The sequence below is a fragment of the Paenibacillus sp. MER 99-2 genome, from assembly GCF_023714095.1.
GTDB lineage: Bacteria > Bacillota > Bacilli > Paenibacillales > Paenibacillaceae > Paenibacillus.
Genome location: NZ_JAMAUZ010000003.1, coordinates 485,918 through 503,587 on the forward strand (window position 1 = coordinate 485,918; position 17,670 = coordinate 503,587).

Sequence of the window (17,670 nt, forward strand, 5' to 3'; positions counted from 1 at the left end):
TTTTAAAACGAAAAAAAATAAGTTACATTAACCTTATTCGAAACATGGCTGAATCAAAGTTGTGTATAATGGATAAGGTTCTTTAGGATAAACCTCAAGTTTAAGGGGGCGAAATGGCATGTCAGATCAACAACCGATTATCCGGTTTGACCGGGTAACTCAGCAATACGATCAGGATGAAGCTGTATTGAAGCAAGTTAGCTTTGAGATCGAGCGAGGTAAATTTTATACGTTACTAGGGCCGTCAGGCTGTGGTAAAACAACCATATTGCGACTGATTGCTGGCTTTGCAACGCCAACACAGGGCAGTATTTATTTTAACGGTGCCTTAATTAACAGTGTGCCTGCCCATCAGCGGCAAGTGAACACGGTATTTCAAGATTACGCATTATTCCCACATCTGAATGTGTTTGAGAACGTCGCTTTTGGTTTGCGCATCAAAAAAATGAAAACGGCTGAAATTCGCAGCAAAGTATTGGAAGCACTCAAATTCGTCAACCTATCCGGTTATGAAAACCGTGAAATAGGTGAGATGTCTGGTGGTCAGAGACAACGTGTTGCCATTGCTCGTGCAATCGTCAACGAACCTGAAATCTTGTTGCTGGACGAGCCGTTATCAGCACTCGATCTGAAGCTTCGTACAGAAATGCAGTATGAGCTGCGTGAATTGCAGCAACGGCTGGGGATCACGTTTATTTTTGTCACGCATGATCAGGAGGAAGCACTCGCGATGTCAGATGAGATCTTTGTCCTGAACGGTGGTGTGATCCAGCAGAGCGGAACACCAAATGACATCTATGATGAGCCGATCAACCGTTTTGTCGCAGATTTCATCGGGGAGTCTAACATTGTATCCGGTAAGATGAAGCAGGATTTTGTGGTGGAGTTTGCTGGTGCAGAGTATGAATGTGTGGATCAGGGCTTACAACGTGACGAGCCTGTTGAGATTGTGATTCGTCCGGAGGATCTGGAGATCACGACCGAGGAGCAAGGGAAAATGAAGGTCAACGTAGACTCCCAGCTATTCCGCGGGGTTCACTACGAGATCTCTACTTACGATGATTCTGGAAATGAATGGTTAGTGCATTCCACGAAGAAAGCTGACGTAGGTGCACGAATCGGTCTATATTTTGACCCGGAAGCGATCCACGTTATGCGTTTCAACGAGACGGAAGAAGAGTTCGATAAACGACTAGAAGCGTATCAAGAGGCTGTTCATGCAGACTAAGGCGAGTGCACGCAATGCGTATCTAATTCCATATGTGCTATGGATGGTGTTGTTCGTTGTCGCCCCGGTTCTGCTCGTTGTCTATTACTCTTTCTTCGATGTCGAGGGGAACTTTACGCTGGGCAATTATGCCCGCTTCTTCACCCCGGTCTATATGCAGATGACGCTCAGTTCATTCTGGTACGCACTGCTCATTACCGTATTCTCACTGTTGATCTCATATCCGACGGCGTATCTGCTGACTCGGACGAAGCATAAGCAGCTCTGGCTGCTGCTCATTATTTTGCCAAGCTGGATTAACCTGCTGTTAAAAGCCTACGCCTTCATCGGTTTGTTCGGCACGTATGGTCTAACCAATTCCTTGCTGGAGGTTATCGGCATTGGGTCACAGCAGATCTTGTTTACCGATTTCAGTTTTATCTTTGTGTCGGTGTACATTTTCATTCCATTCATGATTTTGCCGATCTTCAATGCACTGGAAGAGATGAATCCATCGCTGATCTATGCAGCGCGGGATCTGGGTGCTTCTTCTTGGCTGACCTTCCGCAGAGTCATCTTCCCGTTGACACTTAGCGGTGTGAAATCGGGCTGCCAGGCTGTATTTATCCCGGCATTGTCCCTGTTCATGATTACCCGCCTGATTGCGGGGAACCGGGTGATTACGCTGGGGACAGCGATTGAGCAACATTTTCTCGTTACCCAAGACTGGGGAATGGGTTCGACCATTGCGGTCTTTTTGATTATCGCGATGGCTCTCATTATGTTTTTAACTGGATCAGGGAATAAGGAGGTGCGTCATGGGAAGAAACGGAAAACTGTCTAATGTCTATCTGGCTGTTGTGTTTGCCATCCTATACGCACCGATCGCGTACCTGATCTTCTATTCCTTTAATAGTGGCGGCCATATGCGAAGCTTTGAAGGATTTACATTGGAGTGGTATAGGGAAGTATTTGCGGATACACGCCTGCTGATTATCGTTTTGAATACCTTTGTTATTGCGCTGTTATCCTCGGCTATATCCACGATGCTGGGTGTGGCGGGTGCGCTCGCCATCTACCATGTACGCCGCAAACGAACAAAGAGTACCTTGTTATCACTGAATAACGTGCTAATTGTAAGTCCCGATGTCATTATCGGTGCGTCATTCCTAATTCTGTTTACGATGATTGGTATTAAGCTAGGCTTTACATCGGTTCTGCTGTCTCATATCGCATTCAGTGTACCGATCGTCGTCATTATGGTGCTTCCGAAGCTACAGGAGATGAGCCCAACCTTGATGGATGCGGCGCGTGACCTCGGGGCAGGATCGTGGCAGATTCTAACGCGTGTGGTACTGCCGTATGTGAAGCCAGGCATATTTGCTGGATTTTTCATGGCACTAACCTATTCACTAGATGATTTTGCCGTAACCTTCTTCGTCACAGGAAACGGCTACTCTACGCTCTCCGTAGAGATCTATTCACGGGCACGACAAGGTGTATCCTTGTCCATCAACGCCTTGTCTACACTGTTGTTCCTGCTGACGGTACTGCTCGTTGTGGGGTATTACTTCATTAATCGCCGTGCGGCACGGACACCTGCTGGAAGGGGGCTACGTCCATGAAGCAACTGGTACGGACATTTGCACTTGTCTTTGTGGCGGCCTTTGCCTTGATGATCCTAACGTCTTATCTTAACAAGAGCCAAGGCTATTCTGGTGGAAATACGCTGACCATCTATAACTGGGGCGATTACATCGATCCAGATCTGCTGACGGAGTTTGAGGAAGAGACAGGCATGAAGGTTATCTACCAGACGTTTGATTCTAATGAAGCGATGCTGACCAAGATTGAGCAGGGGGGCACCACGTTCGATGTGGCGATTCCTTCCGAGTATGCGATTAGCAAAATGAAAGAAGAGAACCTGCTCGTGGCTCTAGATCATAGCAAACTGCCTAATTTGAAGAACATTGACGCACGGTTCATGAACCTTTCGTTCGACGAGGACAACAAGTTCTCGATTCCTTATTTCTGGGGAACGGTAGGTGTTGTATTTAACCCGGAACTGGTCGATGGGCTGACATTTGATAGCTGGAACGATCTGTGGGATCCTCGCCTGAAGAATCAAATTCTCTTACTCGACGGTGCTCGTGAAGTCATGGGAATGGGGCTGAACAGCCTGGGTTATTCCCTGAACGATACCAATGAGGATCACCTGCAAGAGGCACTCGCGAAGCTGTCTACGTTAACGCCTAACGTTAGAGCCATCGTCGGAGATGAGATCAAAATGTTGCTCGCCAACGAGGAAGCAGCAGTCGGGCTTGTCTGGTCTGGAGACGCGTCTGAGATTATGGATGAGAACGACAAACTGGATTATATGGTGCCAGAGGAAGGTTCGAATCTCTGGTTCGATAACATGGTCATTCCTACCACTGCACGAAATGTTGAGGGAGCGCATCAGTTTATCAATTTCATGCTAGATCCCGATCATGCTGCTCGTAATGCCGAGTACGTGGGGTATTCCACCCCGAATGCCGCTGCATTAGCGCTATTGCCTGAGGACATCACCGAGGATGAACGCTTTTATCCCGATGAGACGCTGACAGGTAAGCTTGAGGTGTACGATAATCTAGGTAAAAAAATGCTCTCGCATTATAATGACTTGTTCCTGGAGTTTAAAATGCATAGCAAATAGCTAGTTCGCTAACGAATCCAGCACACCTTATTGGGCTGATTTACAGGCATAACGAATTCTAAGGAACTTCAGCGACGCTATTCCGCGAAATACAAGGGTAGAGCGTCAACAATAACTCTAATTAGCATAAATAACGCCGCTGAGATTCATTAAAACTCAAAAAGGTGTGAAATGCAGTCAATAGCGTGCCTACGGTTCGTTAGAAAAAAATAAAAAGGGGTGCATCTCGTCATACGCATGTTGACGAGATGCACCCCTTTTTACACACATCACTAATCAAAATATCCCCTGAACCATAATAAGTTCAGGGGATATTTCTTTTTTCCTTACCCTACTTCTAGAGCTAATAGCGAATGTAGGTCTAAGTTTATTTTACACGTTAACGTAGAGGGCAGAAATAAGCTGGAGAAGCGAAGCGCTCGCCTTTATCCCCGGATTTTACCCTTTATATAAGGGAATCAAAAAAATCTGGTGATAACAGCGATCAGAAGATTATTCTGCACTCGGAGTGACTAAGTGTAAATGTCCAATGGTCTACATGCGCTTTTTGCGACCCACGATGAGCCATGCCCCGCCCATAATCAGCACAATCGCTACAAAAGGCTGGAAGAAGGACATGCTGTTTAACATCGAGCCAATCGACATTACCGCGAAGAACAGCAAGAAGAGCACGGTTAGGATGTTGATCGGAATCAACAACCATTTGTTACGGCCACCGAACCAATACAATTCGAACAGACCCACAGCTACCGCAAGAATAAAGCCAGGCCACATCGTCCCCCAGTTATCAAACAGCATCGCGATTTGACTCACAATACCCGCAGTCAGCAAAATACCGCCGGGAACCAGCAAGCCAACTCCTCGGCCGATCATGGAGAAGTAGAGCCAGTGAAAGAATAATCCCAGTGGAATGACGAATAATGTAGGCCAGAATGTGGCGAAGATCATCCCTGGACCGACTGAACCTCCCTGGTTCAGAATTAAGTACACACCTAGCAGGATGAGGACAGGCGCAAAGATTGCACGTTTTGCCATCGTAGTGTTCTCCCTTTCTCTTCGTTTTTACGAACGTTGTCATTTCAATATACACAGCATACCATGAATTGGAAAAGAATAACCTCAGTCCTTGGCGTTAAAAAGAACCTAGACTTAAGTCTAGGTTCTGCGTTCTCATCCATATGATCTTCTACCAATAGATTCTACAGGTAGGCAAGTCTATTTTGTTGAAATGTCAGCATGTTTCTTGCCCCAGCTATTGACGCCGTCATCCTCAATAATGGAGATCGCTGCATCGGCAATGTCCGGGTTGGTCATCAGCTTCTCCTGAATACGGAATTTGATATCATCCGCATCGGCGAGGGACAGACCTTTAGTTAACTCAATCAGACCTTCAACATGATAATAGCGACCTTCCTGAATGATACGCATCATTTGGATATCAGCCACATGGGTATCTGCAAGAATGGTCTGGGATACTTTATCCTCAATATCCTGTGGAGCAGCTACACCGATGAGTCCGATCATATTGTCATAACCGACTCGGAAGGCTACTGCGATCATGAGACAACCAATGAGTGTAGTTACGATACCGTCGAGCAGCGTGAAGTTGGTTAGTGCAATGACCACAACCGAGATCAGGGCAAGTGTTGCGCCGAGTACTGCCACTACATCTTCGTAGAAGACGAGACGGGTTGGCGGTGCAGCACGGCCTACATTTTTGATGGCTGCAGGTACCAGTCCGAATCCTGATGCTTTGGGTGCACGGGCTTCTTTCAGGATTTCCTTCATCGCTTTGATTAGAATGGCTCCGTCAATCAAGATGTTTAATACGAGTACACCGATGTTAATCCACAAGCCACCCGTATGACCAACCGGATGCTGCAACAAATGAATACCCTCGTGAATCGTTTCATAGGCCATGATGGTGACCACGATAACGGCGATCATACAGAAAATGTTAATGACACGCCCGAATCCTGTAGGGAATCGTGGAGTTGGTTTTTTCTCGGACAATACACTTCCGACAAATACAAACCCCTGGTTAATCGCATCAGCCAAAGAGTGCATCGCCGAGGCGAACATGGCACCACTACCACTGAATAGGAAGGCTCCTCCTTTGCACAGAGCAAGTACTGCATTACCCGCCATGGCTACGGCAGAGGATGTGTTTCCTTTTTTGACGAGAGACATGAAGCTCTCAGACTTCGGTTGTTCAGCCACTTCGAAAGTTCCTCCCAGAAATATGTGATAGGTGTAGAAAGACAGTCCCGATCTGGATAGCATGTGCATTCCCACTAAATGTTATTATAACCGTCTTTACATATCCCAGCATTATGCAAAAAAGGTCATATCATCAACTGGTAAGCATCAGCATTTGAAGGCAGGAGGGGCGTGTTTTGAACTGGCGTATAACTTTAGTATTCCTTCAGTATTCAATCGCCTCCAAGGCGCGTAAATTCTCGTTGGATTGCTCCAAAAGCTCTGTGAATGTGCCAGCCACATAATAGATAAAGTCGGGGTCATGCTTGTACATAATGATCTGTCCATATGTCCCTTCTGCGGTTGGATCGAAATCGAACATTAGATATAGTGAACCGCCTCCCAGCATTCCGAAGGTAACCCATTTCTTTTGAAACAGATAAGGCTTGATTCGGGCATCCAGTTTGCTCATCTCCTCAGCAGTGTAGAAGTCTTCCAACGTATTCTCTACAACTGTGGCTTGCTCTCTGTGAATCTTCTCTAACGATAATAGATAAAATGCGGTGTCTTGGCTGCCTTCGGCATCGGTAGGATATAGAATGTGAAAGCCATAACCGCTCCCATTTTTACGTTTGTAAAATGCACGGAAATCCGCGGGCAACTGCACACCATATTCCTGCTCGAATGCATCCAGCTGTTCGTCTGTGACACCGTCCAACTCACGGTAATCGCTGAGTAGCTCCTGATTTTCCTCATCCTGTACTTTCTCATCTAACATACCATCAAGCTCGTCCATCAATGCATATATACGTTGTTCCGACATGCCCATCCCTCCAGTGAACTATTGAGAACCAAGCGGTGAATGATGTACAAAGTAAGCCTAGTCTGATTTCACCTCATATTATAGGTATAATCCAGAACGTCTCACAAGAATCGCGAGTCCTTGTCTACATGCTACGTTGGTCTCAGGTTTTATCACCCTTAACAACCCCAAAAAAGCGTGAGCAACAGGGAAGATACCTGTACTCACGCTGTATTTTATTCGTATCATGTTCGATCTAATGAATTAATCAAACTTCCAACAGGACAGGCTTAGATTGCCCAGCTGATAGGCTTTGAACATTAAGCTCGCCTGCTTGTTGCGATCCCCAGCGCCCATTGCAAGTAGCAATGGTACGAAGTGTTCTGGTGTAGGCACAGCTGCTTGCGCAGAAGGAGCAAGTGTATCGTAGGCAAACAGAGACTCGGTATCCCAGCTCTCCAATTTGTCCTGTAACCAATTGTCGAATTCAAGCGCCCAAGGGTCTATTTCGTTGCTGCCCCAGTTTAGACGACGGAGATTATGCACAGTTCCGCCGCTGCCAATAACAAGAACATCTTGTTCGCGCAAGGAAGCGAGGGCTTGTCCTACCTGATACTGCTGTTCCCCTGTCAGGTATCGGTTCACGGACAAAGCGACAACAGGAATATCAGCATCAGGGAAGAGAAGACGAAGCACAACCCATGCCCCATGATCCAAGCCGCGTACATCATCCGTCTGAACCGGGATGCCAGCTTCCGTGAATAGACGTTCTACCTCTGCGGTGGTCTCAGCATGTCCTTGAGCGGGGTATTTGATCTGATACAATTCAGGCTGGAATCCGCCAAAATCATAAATCGTCTCATACTCCGTGACAGAAGAGACTTGTTGTGTCGTTGCTTCCCAGTGAGCGGAGAACAACACGATCGCTTTAGGTTTAGGCAGCGTTTGTCCGAGTTGCTGCAAAAATTCAGTGTATGCATTTTCCTCTAAGGCAAGGGATGGGGCACCGTGTGCAATAAATAGAGATGGCATCATTATGAATTCAGTCCTTTCGATTCTTCGCTTACCAGGTTCGCATCTGTCCGAAGGAAGTGTTGAAATTGCTGGTATAGCTCGGGAGTCACATGATGACCGCCGTGATAAGGTACGTAGGTTACGTGATCGGTATATTGACGGAAGAAATTCGCATTATCTTCACCCAGCTGCAGTGGGAATAGATGATCCTGATCGCCATGGGAGATAAACGCAGATAATGCTGGATTCGGTTGTAGCGTGTACTCGTTTTTCACAAATTGCGGTAGATAACCACTCATCGCGACAATGCCTTTGATAGCATCTCCCATCACGAGTGCAAGAGTCATCGCCATAATAGCGCCTTGGCTGAACCCGGCAACATAACGTCTCGAAGGGTCAATAGCATACTTGGAGGACAGTTCAACTATTAATTGCTGTAGTCCTTCAACGGACGCATCATATAATTCACGGATTGGATTGCCAATGCTCTTGATCTGAAAAAAAGCATAACCGCCGCCTTGAACGATTGGCCCACGCACCGCAATGATAATAAAATCAGACTGCAAAGGCTCCATCAAACGGAGCATGTCTTGTTCATCCGAGCCCATGCCGTGCAGAGCGAAGATGACCGGATATTGTTGATCTGCATTGTAATGAGCAGGAAGACGGACTTCATGGATATATGCTGATTGCATTGAAAAACACCACCTTGGTAAGAAATGAGTAGAATCTATTTTTAAGATAAAAAGTTCACCAATATGAAATAATTATTCTTATTTATGAACAAAATTTATCATGCATTTATTGTGAGGTCAATACCTTTTTTGTATTATAGAACTATGTTGTGTATAGGGAATATTGGTGGAGATAGGTTTGGGTCATTTCAATCGTTTTACAACTTATGATCAAGGACGTGATAAGCATGTTAAAGGGTATTGTGCCTATTCTAAGAATGTTTGATGAAAACAAGGCAAAAGAATTCTATCTCGACTATCTCGGTTTTCAATTGGATTGGGAGCATCGATTTGAGCCAGATATGCCCTTATATATGCAGATTTCGCGTGATGCAATCATCATCCATCTATCGGAGCATCATGGGGATTGTACGCCCGGAGCGGCGTTGCGAGTAGAGACAGACGATGTGCAAGCGTTGCATCAGCAACTTCAACTGTCTAACTATACATATGCCAGACCCGGCATTGAAGAGACGCCTTGGCATTCAAGGGAGATGACTGTAACGGATCCATTTGGTAACCGAATTATTTTTGCTCAGACCAGTACGGAATAGATCATTTTCACAGCGAAAGGAGGGGAGAGATATGGATATTGGCTCAGCCATTCGTACGATCCGCAAACAGAAACAGATTACGATTATGCAATTGTGTGAAGGTACAGGATTGTCCAAAGGATTCATTAGCAATGTGGAAAATAATAAAACATCACCATCAATCGCGACGCTCGAAAGTATAGCTGATTATCTCAACGTGCCACTTCCTTATCTGTTGCTGACACCAGAACAACGGATGAACGTGGTACGCAAGCATGAACGCCAGGAGACCACTGCGGGTAGCGGGCAGATTAAGGTGCAGCATCTCACCGCCAAGGGTGCCATGCGGTTGTCCATTGTGGAACTTCCGCCGGGAGCGTCGACAGGTATTAGCAAACATGTGGGAGAAGAGAGCCATCTTATTCTACAGGGCAAAATTCGTGCAGAGCAGGGCGAGGACGTTGAGCTGCTTGAAGAAGGTGATTCTTTCACTTGGAATGCCATTGTGCCACATGAGGTCACCAACATCGGAGATGAACCAGCCGTTGTGTTAATCGCCGTATCGAAGGAACTGGATTTGGATCAATTGTGGAATACCTAGTCTCTTTGCCGTGTAGCCCGATATAGTGCAGAACGATGACAGAGAGAGCAGACAATACCAAGCGAGAGCAAGACAAAAAAGCCGCCAGAATAGCTCTGACGGCTTCATTTACATAAGGCGATTTACCTTATGTCGTTTTCTTATTGCGGATTCGTTGTCCAGATGCCCGCAGCTTTAACAAACACACGATCCGAAAGCTTCAGCGTGGCCAAAGCAAGTTCAGCTACATCTTCTGCTTGCATCATGCGATCTTCGTCGCCAACCTTCAGGCCTGCGTTCGTAGCAAGCTCTGTATTTACCGTGCTTGGCGTTAACGCCGTTACGCGGATGTTGGATTTGCGCACTTCCTGCATGAGGGACTCGGTCATACCCAGCAGGGCGAACTTGGATGCACAGTACGCTGAACCTGTAGCGAATCCGCGCTCACCTGCCGTAGAAGCGATATTGATAATGCTTCCGCTGCTCTCCTTAATCATACTTGGCAGTACAGCGCGTGTTACATAATATGTACCCATGACGTTGACATGTAAGATGCGCTCCCATTCCTCTGGGTCCATATCTAATAACGTACCAAAGGTAGCAATGCCTGCGTTATTAATGAGAATATCGATAGCACCAAGCTCCATCTCGATGGCAGCAACAGCAGCCTCAGCCTGTGTACGATCGGAGATATCAGCAATAGCACTCGTTACTTTGACACCATACTCTTGACTAAGCGATTTTTGGAGGGCTTCCAAATCTGAAGCTGTGCGAGCGATGAGTCCAAGATGCACACCTTCTTTGGCAAGTGCCTCTGCGATGGCACGACCAATCCCTTTACCTGCGCCAGTGATGATCGCTGTTCTATTCTTAAGTTCCATGTGGGTAATTCCTCCCTCAAAATGATCTAGCATTTGATTATACTATATTACCCACGGTTCGGATATTTCCTTCATCATTATTGCGTGATCTTAATACTGCCTGAAGTTGCTCTTGCTTTGATTACATCTGTGCTGGTCATCGGAGATTCGGGAATGTTAATGTCTCCCGACGTAACCTTAACATCATAGAAACCTGCGAATTCAGGTGCGGCTTTAATGGTAATATCGCCAGATTGCCCTGACACATCAATCGGAGCTACAGTGGTCTGCTCGATTCTTACCGTTCCTGAGGTGAACGTTACATTAGCTGCACCTGCGAGTTCTTTAATCTGAAAATCGCCAGATGTCAGATCACTGGTGACATTTCCAGTGACAGCGTCCATCTTGAAGCTGCCTGAGGTCATTTTCACATTCATATCGCCTTCGATGCCTGAGCCAGAGATATCTCCAGAGGTAAGACTAAGCCCAATGTGGGGAACCGTTATATCCTTCAATCGAACTTCGCCAGATGTATTCGTAATATCCAGTGTGTTGGCATGCAGCCCTGCAAGGTTGTAGTCTGTGGAGGCAGAGGTAAGCTTCACTTCATCTAATGTATGCCCTTCAGGAATGGCAACGGTGATAGTTGGCTTCGAGTTGCTCCAATTGAAATTGAAAAATTCAATGCGGACACGATCGGGTTTGACGAGATTGAACGTACCACCGGATAATGTAGCATTCTCCAGACTTTCGATGCTTTCCTTATCCCATTTGCCATCTGCTTCAATGTAGCCCTGAGATTCAGGACTCACTATGAATTGAATGTTGGCATTGAGATTAGCGTCGATCAGCAGTCGCTGCAATTCATCATTCTTGAAGTCCCATCGTTTGGAATAGTCTTCACGTTGATTGCCGAATTCAACGCCGTATACCGATACGCCAACCAGACCAATCAGAATACATAACAAGGCTGTGACGAACCATTTTTTAGTAGTCATCCATTATACTCCCCTTGTATCGTTTTTTTGTTCCATCTTACGTATTGAACCGTGACGGAGCTGAAGGCTTTGAAAAGGTATTTGGCTAACATAGCAAACAGAATGCCGATACCACATGCTGCAATGGAGAAGAACAACTTCGAAGGCACATATTCTCCAAAAAATAAGACATCAATCACAGCAGCTATAGGCGTCAAGGCGAGAAGAGAGAATCCGGCAACCGTGAGCCAGACGGACCATAAGAGCAGACCAAGCGGCAGACCTAACATGAGATTCAGGAAAAAGAGTCCAATCCCAGCGAACACATTACGCGCCGTTGTACTGCTCTGTGGTGGAGAAGTGTTCGTTGGCATAACGCCATAGGCATGATCCGTAATCATCGTATCCAGGACATACCGGTCACCAAGTGCCTCACGTGCGATTGCCTCTGGTTGCCCAAGCTCGCGGGCAATGTCCTCCTCCGTTCGTCCATCCACAAGGCCAAGCTCAAAATGCTGTTCGTAGTCAGCAAGTAACTCTGCTCGTTCTTGCGGATCCATCGCGCTAAGCTGCAGCTCCATAAGTTGCATAAATTGTTGTTTATTCATTCGAGTTACCATCCTCAATAAGATGTGCGACATTACGCACAAATTCATTCCATTCCTTGGTGAGGGTATCCATGTAAACACGACCTTCATCAGACAACTTATAGTACTTACGTGGAGGTCCCTCCGTTGATTCCTGCAAATAGGTCGTACAGTAGCCATCATTCACAAGCCTGCGTAGAAGCGGGTATAGTGCGCCTTCGGCCACTTCAATGTGTTTGGAGACCGCCTGAGCCAGTTCGTAGCCATAACGATCCTGACGGTTGATTAGGACCAGGACGCATAGCTCCAACACTCCTTTTTTGAACTGGATATTTACATTCACACAGGTTCCTCCTTCATTCCGTATTCAATCACTAGTGTGTATTGTTTAGTAGTTGTGAATATAGAATAGCATTCAGTACTGTATAATGCAAGGTAGTGATTTTAAAATAGTTCTGTAACACAGATTGATGCTTTCCGCTCTCATGTAAATAGTAGAACCTAAATCACCTAATCCAATCTATTATACTAAATGTAAATTTATGTATAAACATTCTATTACCTCAGTATACGCAAAACCCGGATAAAGTGCCTCCGTCTGAAGACGGAACTCCATCCAGGTCTGGATACTGATTTTTGCTAGTACATCAAGGAAAGTGGCTCAGCAGGGTGTGAAAAGGCGGTAATAGATATACTTTAGCCAGTTTTGAGAGCCAACCTAATACAGTTTTATTCCGTTGCTTCGAGCACTTTGAGATCCTTGACCGCAGGTCCCTCAATGACTTGTCCTGCGTAATTAAATCGTGAACCGTGGCATGGGCAATCCCATGATCGTTCGCCTTCATTCCATTCCACTTCACACCCCAGGTGGGTGCAGGTGGTATCAACCAGGAAGAGCTTTCCGGATGTATCTTTGTATGCTCCAGCACGTTTGCCATCATGACGGACAACTGAGCCTTCATCGTTGCCGAGCTCATTCACATGTTTGTGCACGATGCCTACTTTGCCAGAGATTAATTCTTTGGCAACATTAACATTTTCCACAATAAAATTCTTGATACCTGGATCACTCTTGAATCTTGCTGGATGGAATATCTCAGCATGTGAATTCTCTACACCCGTAATTCGATCGGCAAGCAGATGCCCGGCCATCGTACCTGTGGTCATCCCCCATTTGGCAAAACCGGTAGCTACGTAGACACGTTCATGTCTTCCGGTGATTGGACCGATGTAAGGAACCTTATCGAGTGAGATGAGATCCTGTGCAGACCAGCGGAACGGAATGTTGCGAATGCCATAAGTATCTGCGGCGTAGCGCTCTAACCTCTCATAATGACCAAACGTACAGATGCCTTGACCGGTTTTGTGGTTCTCTCCGCCAAAGAGAATTAATTCTTTTCCTTCATGCAGGACGGTACGCAATGAACGGGATGGTTCATCATCAGAGATGTACATACCGCCAGCAAAGGGTTTCTGCGGCTCGACGGCTAGAGCATAAGATCGCTCGGCATGAAGTCTCGTAAAATAAAAACCAGGATCATACACCGGGAAATGAGAGGCAACAACGACATGCTCCGCTGTAACCGAAGGGCCATTCCCATAGGTTCTCACATGCAGGGCAGCGTCTTCTTCCACATCCGTTACCGTTGTATGCTCGAAGATGCGAACCCCATTTTTCACAGCGGAGTCTAGTAGAAAATGCAGATAAGCTAGCGGATCAAAACGAGCTTGTCCAGGCATCTTGATGCCTGCTCTTGATGGAACATCGATAGGGAGTGGATCCACCCATTGACCAGGGATATCCAGCTTCCCATAGGCAGTCAGCTCAATCTCAAGCTTCTTCAAGTTCTCTTCGGATTGAATATACACGTAAGCATCCTCGTCAGCCCACTGACAATCAATCTGGTGTGACTTCACCAGCTCACGCATCCAGCGTGCAGCCTCCGCATTACCTTCATAGTACATACGTGCCTGTTCGTGTCCGAAGTGCTGCATTAACTCGTTGAAAATGACACCATGCTGTGCAGATACCTTCGCTGTGGTGTGTCCAGTTGTTCCATCCAGCACCTTCCCTGCTTCAAGAACCACAACGCGCAGCCCTTTTTGGGATAGCAAATACGCTGTTGTGATGCCTGCAATTCCAGCACCGATAATGGCTACATCCGCTGTTGTACTTTCTTCTAGTTTGGGATATGAATCGAATGCGTGCGTAGCTCTCCATAGTGATTCCGGAATGGGAGGCAGTCCCACCGGGGGGTGTTGCTGATCACTCATATCTATTCCTCCTGTATCTACTCTTGAATCCAATTGGTTCTAGATGTAAAGGCGCAGTAAATCAACCTTCTATCATGATTGCCACACTAAGCGAGAAAAAAACAATACATGACGGACATTCCGAGGAATATTCATATTTTCCTGTGGTATCCTCTATTTTTTTTGATAAACATGCTATATGATAAGAGTATTATCGAAATCGTTTTAGGTGATTTATTTTATGGTGGAGAAAGAGTAACGAAACGTATGATGTATAAGGACTTCATTGTTCATATACATATCCATTAGGTACAATTGAATAGGTATGCTTTCACTTATTATGTATTCGCTATCATTTTGAATTCAAAGGAGATTCCATACAATGACTAACCAAACGAAATATCCTTTTCAAGATACATCATTAGAACTAGACTCCCGCGTGAAAGACCTTGTATCCCGTCTGACTGAAGACGAGAAAATTGAATCCATGCTACAGTATCAGCCGGCGGTAGAACGACTCGGTGTTGCTGCATATAAACACGGTACGGAAGCTGCCCATGGTCTGGCATGGCTCGGAGAAGCAACATCTTTCCCACAACCGGTGGGGCTTGCATGTACATGGGATACAGATCTGATGAAAGAGATCGGCTCTGTGATCGGGGACGAGGCTCGGGTATTTTATAAACGCAATCCAGCAGTGAACGGTCTTACGCTATGGGCGCCGACAGTTGATATGGAGCGTGATCCACGTTGGGGACGGAATGAGGAAGCTTACGGTGAAGACCCTGAACTGACAGGAGAGCTGTCCACAGCACTGGTTAAGGGGATTCAAGGTGACCATCCGAAGTATTACAAGGCAGTTGCGACGCTGAAGCACTTCCTTGCGAACAACAATGAAGTAGATCGTGGCAGTGGCTCGTCCAGCATTGATCCACGTAATATGCGTGAATATTACCTGAAAGCGTTTGAGAAGCCATTCAAAGAAGGTGGCGCGCAGTCGATGATGACTGCATATAACTCCATCAACGGTACGCCAGCGCTATTGCATCCTTATGTGAATGAGGTAGTTAAGGGTGAATGGGGAATGGATGGTTTTGTTGTCAGCGATGCAGGTGATGTGATGGGCATTAAGAATGATCATAAGTACTATGATTCTCACACACCAGGTACTGTAGAGTCGGTCAAAGCAGGGATCGATAGCATTACCGACGATGCTGATCTGTCCAAGCAGGCTCTTCGTGAAGGGTTGGAGCAGGGCATTCTTGCATGGGAAGATATTGACCGTGCATTGTTCAACACCTTCCGTGTCCGCTTCCGTCTAGGTGAGTTCGATCCAGAGGAAGGCAATCCGTATGCCTGCATTGGGGAAGAAGCGATGATGACAGACAAAGCCAAAGCATTGTCACTGAGAGCAGCAAGAGAGCAGGTTGTATTGCTCAAAAATGAGAACGGCACGTTGCCACTCGACAAAACCAAAGCGGGTAAAGTGGCGGTCATCGGTACACTGGGCGGCACCGTATATCGGGATTGGTATGCAGGCACCATGCCATATAGTGTCTCACCATTAGAGGCAATTCAGAGCAAAGTGGGCAGTGACAAGGTGCTCTTCCAGGATGGAAATGATTGCATTACGCTGACTTCAGTAGCGAATGGCAAAGCGGTTGGTCTGGCAGAAGGGGAGAATTCACCACTGATTGCTTCCGGAGAAGCAGATACCTTTAAGGTTACGGACTGGGGCTTTGGCAGCTATACGCTGCAATCCGAACGCAATGGTAAATATGTGACGACGGATGAAGAAAAGGTAACGGCATCTGCGAATGAAGTATATGGTTGGTTCGTGAAGGAAGTATTCCATCTGTTGCCACAGGCTGACGGCAGCGTAGGCTTAACGACATGGAATGGCAAGACGGTAACTGCACCGAACAATGGGAACGATGCATTCGCCGTTTCGGAAGAGCTGAAGTCCTTTGGTGCAACCGAGACATTCCAGAAGGACGTTGTCGTGGATGGTGTGGAAGAAGCAGTTGCGGCAGCGAAGGAAGCGGAAACGGCCATTGTGTTTGTAGGTAACAACCCGCTGGTAAACGGCAAGGAAGAGATTGACCGTCCAAGCCTGGATCTGGCAGAATCCCAACAACGCTTAGTAGAAGCTGTGTATGCTGCTAATCCGAATACGATTGTTGTCATTGTGGGTAGCTATCCGTTTACCTCCAATTGGGTTCAAGAGAACATCCCAGCCGTATTGTACACGTCTCATGCAGGACAGGAACTGGGGAATGCGCTTGCGGATGTATTGTATGCTGATTACGCTCCAGCGGGTCGTCTGAACATGACATGGGTACAATCGGCAGATCAACTTACAGATATTAAAGACTACGATATTATTCAATCGGGCCGTACGTATCAATATTTTGAAGGAAATGTATTGTATCCGTTCGGTCATGGCTTGACGTATGCAGCGTTCAAATACAGCAATTTAGAGCTGACTCCTGCACAGGCAGGAACAGAAGATGATATTACCGTAACAGTGGATGTCACGAATACGGGCACAATTGCGAGCGATGAGGTTGTACAATTGTATGTACGTGCAGGCAAATCTCGTGTGAAACGTCCGCTCAAAACGTTAAAAGGATTCCGTCGACTTCATATTGAAGCGGGAGCAACCGTTAACGTGAGCTTCAAGCTCCCGGTTCAAGAGTTGGCCTTCTGGGATGTGACTCAGGATCGCTATGTGGTGGAGTCTGGAACCTATGCGATCATGGTGGGGAAATCCTCCTCTGATATTCAGCTGGTTGCCGATCTGACGGTTGAGGGAGAGACAATCCCAGCCCGAAACTTGAGTGTCTCCACACGGGCTGAGAATTATGATGCGTACCTCAGTGTAGATCTGGATGAGAGCAAAGAAGGTGGAGCTGCTATCCGCGTGCTTGGAGAGCAGGGATGGGTTCTGTATAAGGATGCAGATCTCGGCAATGAAACGACTGAACTGGAAGCTCGTATATCCTCCGAACAGGAGGGTGCTGTAGTGGAGGTTCGATTGGGTGCCCCTGACGGTACACTGGCAGGACGTATTGAGCTGGCACAAGGTGGAGCTCAGCAATGGTCTTCGGTGAAAGCCGAGCTTACAGGTGCAACAGGCGTACAGGATGTATATATCCTGTTATCGGCTGGGGTACGACTCAGTCATTTTCAGATTCAATAATTCAGCTCAAGACCTTATATTCTAATG

Annotated in this window: 17 protein-coding genes; 7 read left to right on the forward strand and 10 right to left on the reverse strand. The window is 46.6% G+C overall.

Annotation, left to right across the window (positions count from 1 at the left end):
• Positions 1-118 precede the first annotated feature (118 nt).
• The 4 genes from M3636_RS17175 to M3636_RS17190 are packed head-to-tail and all read left to right on the forward strand — an operon-like array spanning position 119 to position 3,902.
• A complete protein-coding gene (locus M3636_RS17175; RefSeq protein ID WP_251383330.1) occupies positions 119-1,228 on the forward strand; it encodes an ABC transporter ATP-binding protein in 1,110 nt (369 codons plus the stop codon).
• On the forward strand, positions 1,218-2,051 hold the full coding sequence (locus M3636_RS17180) for an ABC transporter permease (RefSeq protein ID WP_128103914.1): 834 nt from the start codon (positions 1,218-1,220) through the stop codon (positions 2,049-2,051). The genes M3636_RS17175 and M3636_RS17180 overlap by 11 nt, the downstream gene beginning before the upstream one ends.
• Positions 2,026-2,832: an ABC transporter permease gene (locus M3636_RS17185; RefSeq protein ID WP_056701927.1), complete on the forward strand. Its 807-nt coding sequence runs from the start codon at positions 2,026-2,028 to the stop codon at positions 2,830-2,832. The genes M3636_RS17180 and M3636_RS17185 overlap by 26 nt, the downstream gene beginning before the upstream one ends.
• Positions 2,829-3,902 carry an ABC transporter substrate-binding protein gene (locus M3636_RS17190; RefSeq protein WP_251383331.1) on the forward strand — a complete coding sequence of 358 codons (1,074 nt, stop codon included), beginning with the start codon at positions 2,829-2,831 and terminating at the stop codon, positions 3,900-3,902. The genes M3636_RS17185 and M3636_RS17190 overlap by 4 nt, the downstream gene beginning before the upstream one ends.
• Before the next feature lie 534 nt (positions 3,903-4,436).
• Here the strand turns inward: M3636_RS17190 and M3636_RS17195 are convergent.
• The 5 genes from M3636_RS17195 to M3636_RS17215 all read right to left on the reverse strand — a co-directional run bounded on the left by M3636_RS17195 (position 4,437) and on the right by M3636_RS17215 (position 8,612).
• Positions 4,437-4,937, reverse strand: coding sequence for a hypothetical protein (locus M3636_RS17195; RefSeq protein ID WP_128103913.1), 501 nt, complete (start codon positions 4,935-4,937; stop codon positions 4,437-4,439).
• A 180-nt stretch (positions 4,938-5,117) separates the two neighbouring features.
• Positions 5,118-6,092 carry a cation diffusion facilitator family transporter gene (locus M3636_RS17200; RefSeq protein ID WP_285859026.1) on the reverse strand — a complete coding sequence of 325 codons (975 nt, stop codon included), beginning with the start codon at positions 6,090-6,092 and terminating at the stop codon, positions 5,118-5,120.
• 235 nt (positions 6,093-6,327) lie between these two features.
• Positions 6,328-6,924, reverse strand: a complete 597-nt coding sequence (locus M3636_RS17205) for an SMI1/KNR4 family protein (protein ID WP_251383333.1) — start codon at positions 6,922-6,924, stop codon at positions 6,328-6,330.
• A 243-nt stretch (positions 6,925-7,167) separates the two neighbouring features.
• Positions 7,168-7,938, reverse strand: a complete 771-nt coding sequence (locus M3636_RS17210) for a DODA-type extradiol aromatic ring-opening family dioxygenase (protein ID WP_251383334.1) — start codon at positions 7,936-7,938, stop codon at positions 7,168-7,170.
• Entirely contained in the window at positions 7,938-8,612 is a 675-nt protein-coding gene (locus tag M3636_RS17215) for an alpha/beta hydrolase (protein ID WP_251383335.1), read from the reverse strand. The genes M3636_RS17210 and M3636_RS17215 overlap by 1 nt, the downstream gene beginning before the upstream one ends.
• A gap of 227 nt (positions 8,613-8,839) precedes the next feature.
• On the opposite strand from M3636_RS17215, the gene M3636_RS17220 reads away from it, so the two are divergent.
• Together M3636_RS17220 and M3636_RS17225 are read left to right on the forward strand one after the other, a co-directional pair.
• Positions 8,840-9,205, forward strand: coding sequence for a glyoxalase superfamily protein (locus M3636_RS17220; RefSeq protein WP_251383336.1), 366 nt, complete (start codon positions 8,840-8,842; stop codon positions 9,203-9,205).
• Between the two features lie 31 nt (positions 9,206-9,236).
• On the forward strand, positions 9,237-9,785 hold the full coding sequence (locus tag M3636_RS17225; protein WP_128103908.1) for a helix-turn-helix domain-containing protein: 549 nt from the start codon (positions 9,237-9,239) through the stop codon (positions 9,783-9,785).
• Positions 9,786-9,925: 140 nt separating this feature from the next.
• Here the strand turns inward: M3636_RS17225 and M3636_RS17230 are convergent, their stop codons facing one another.
• From M3636_RS17230 to M3636_RS17250, 5 genes are all read right to left on the reverse strand, one after another.
• Positions 9,926-10,645: a 3-ketoacyl-ACP reductase gene (locus M3636_RS17230; protein WP_128103907.1), complete on the reverse strand. Its 720-nt coding sequence runs from the start codon at positions 10,643-10,645 to the stop codon at positions 9,926-9,928.
• A 77-nt stretch (positions 10,646-10,722) separates the two neighbouring features.
• Positions 10,723-11,622 carry a DUF4097 family beta strand repeat-containing protein gene (locus tag M3636_RS17235; RefSeq protein WP_251383337.1) on the reverse strand — a complete coding sequence of 300 codons (900 nt, stop codon included), beginning with the start codon at positions 11,620-11,622 and terminating at the stop codon, positions 10,723-10,725.
• Entirely contained in the window at positions 11,619-12,209 is a 591-nt protein-coding gene (locus M3636_RS17240) for an HAAS signaling domain-containing protein (RefSeq protein WP_251383338.1), read from the reverse strand. The genes M3636_RS17235 and M3636_RS17240 overlap by 4 nt, the downstream gene beginning before the upstream one ends.
• Positions 12,202-12,531: a PadR family transcriptional regulator gene (locus tag M3636_RS17245; protein ID WP_056701948.1), complete on the reverse strand. Its 330-nt coding sequence runs from the start codon at positions 12,529-12,531 to the stop codon at positions 12,202-12,204. Before M3636_RS17245 ends, M3636_RS17240 begins: the two co-directional genes overlap by 8 nt.
• A gap of 386 nt (positions 12,532-12,917) precedes the next feature.
• Positions 12,918-14,462, reverse strand: coding sequence for an FAD-dependent oxidoreductase (locus M3636_RS17250; protein ID WP_251383339.1), 1,545 nt, complete (start codon positions 14,460-14,462; stop codon positions 12,918-12,920).
• A gap of 361 nt (positions 14,463-14,823) precedes the next feature.
• On the opposite strand from M3636_RS17250, the gene M3636_RS17255 reads away from it, so the two are divergent.
• On the forward strand, positions 14,824-17,643 hold the full coding sequence (locus M3636_RS17255) for a glycoside hydrolase family 3 C-terminal domain-containing protein (protein ID WP_251383340.1): 2,820 nt from the start codon (positions 14,824-14,826) through the stop codon (positions 17,641-17,643).
• Positions 17,644-17,670 lie beyond the last annotated feature (27 nt).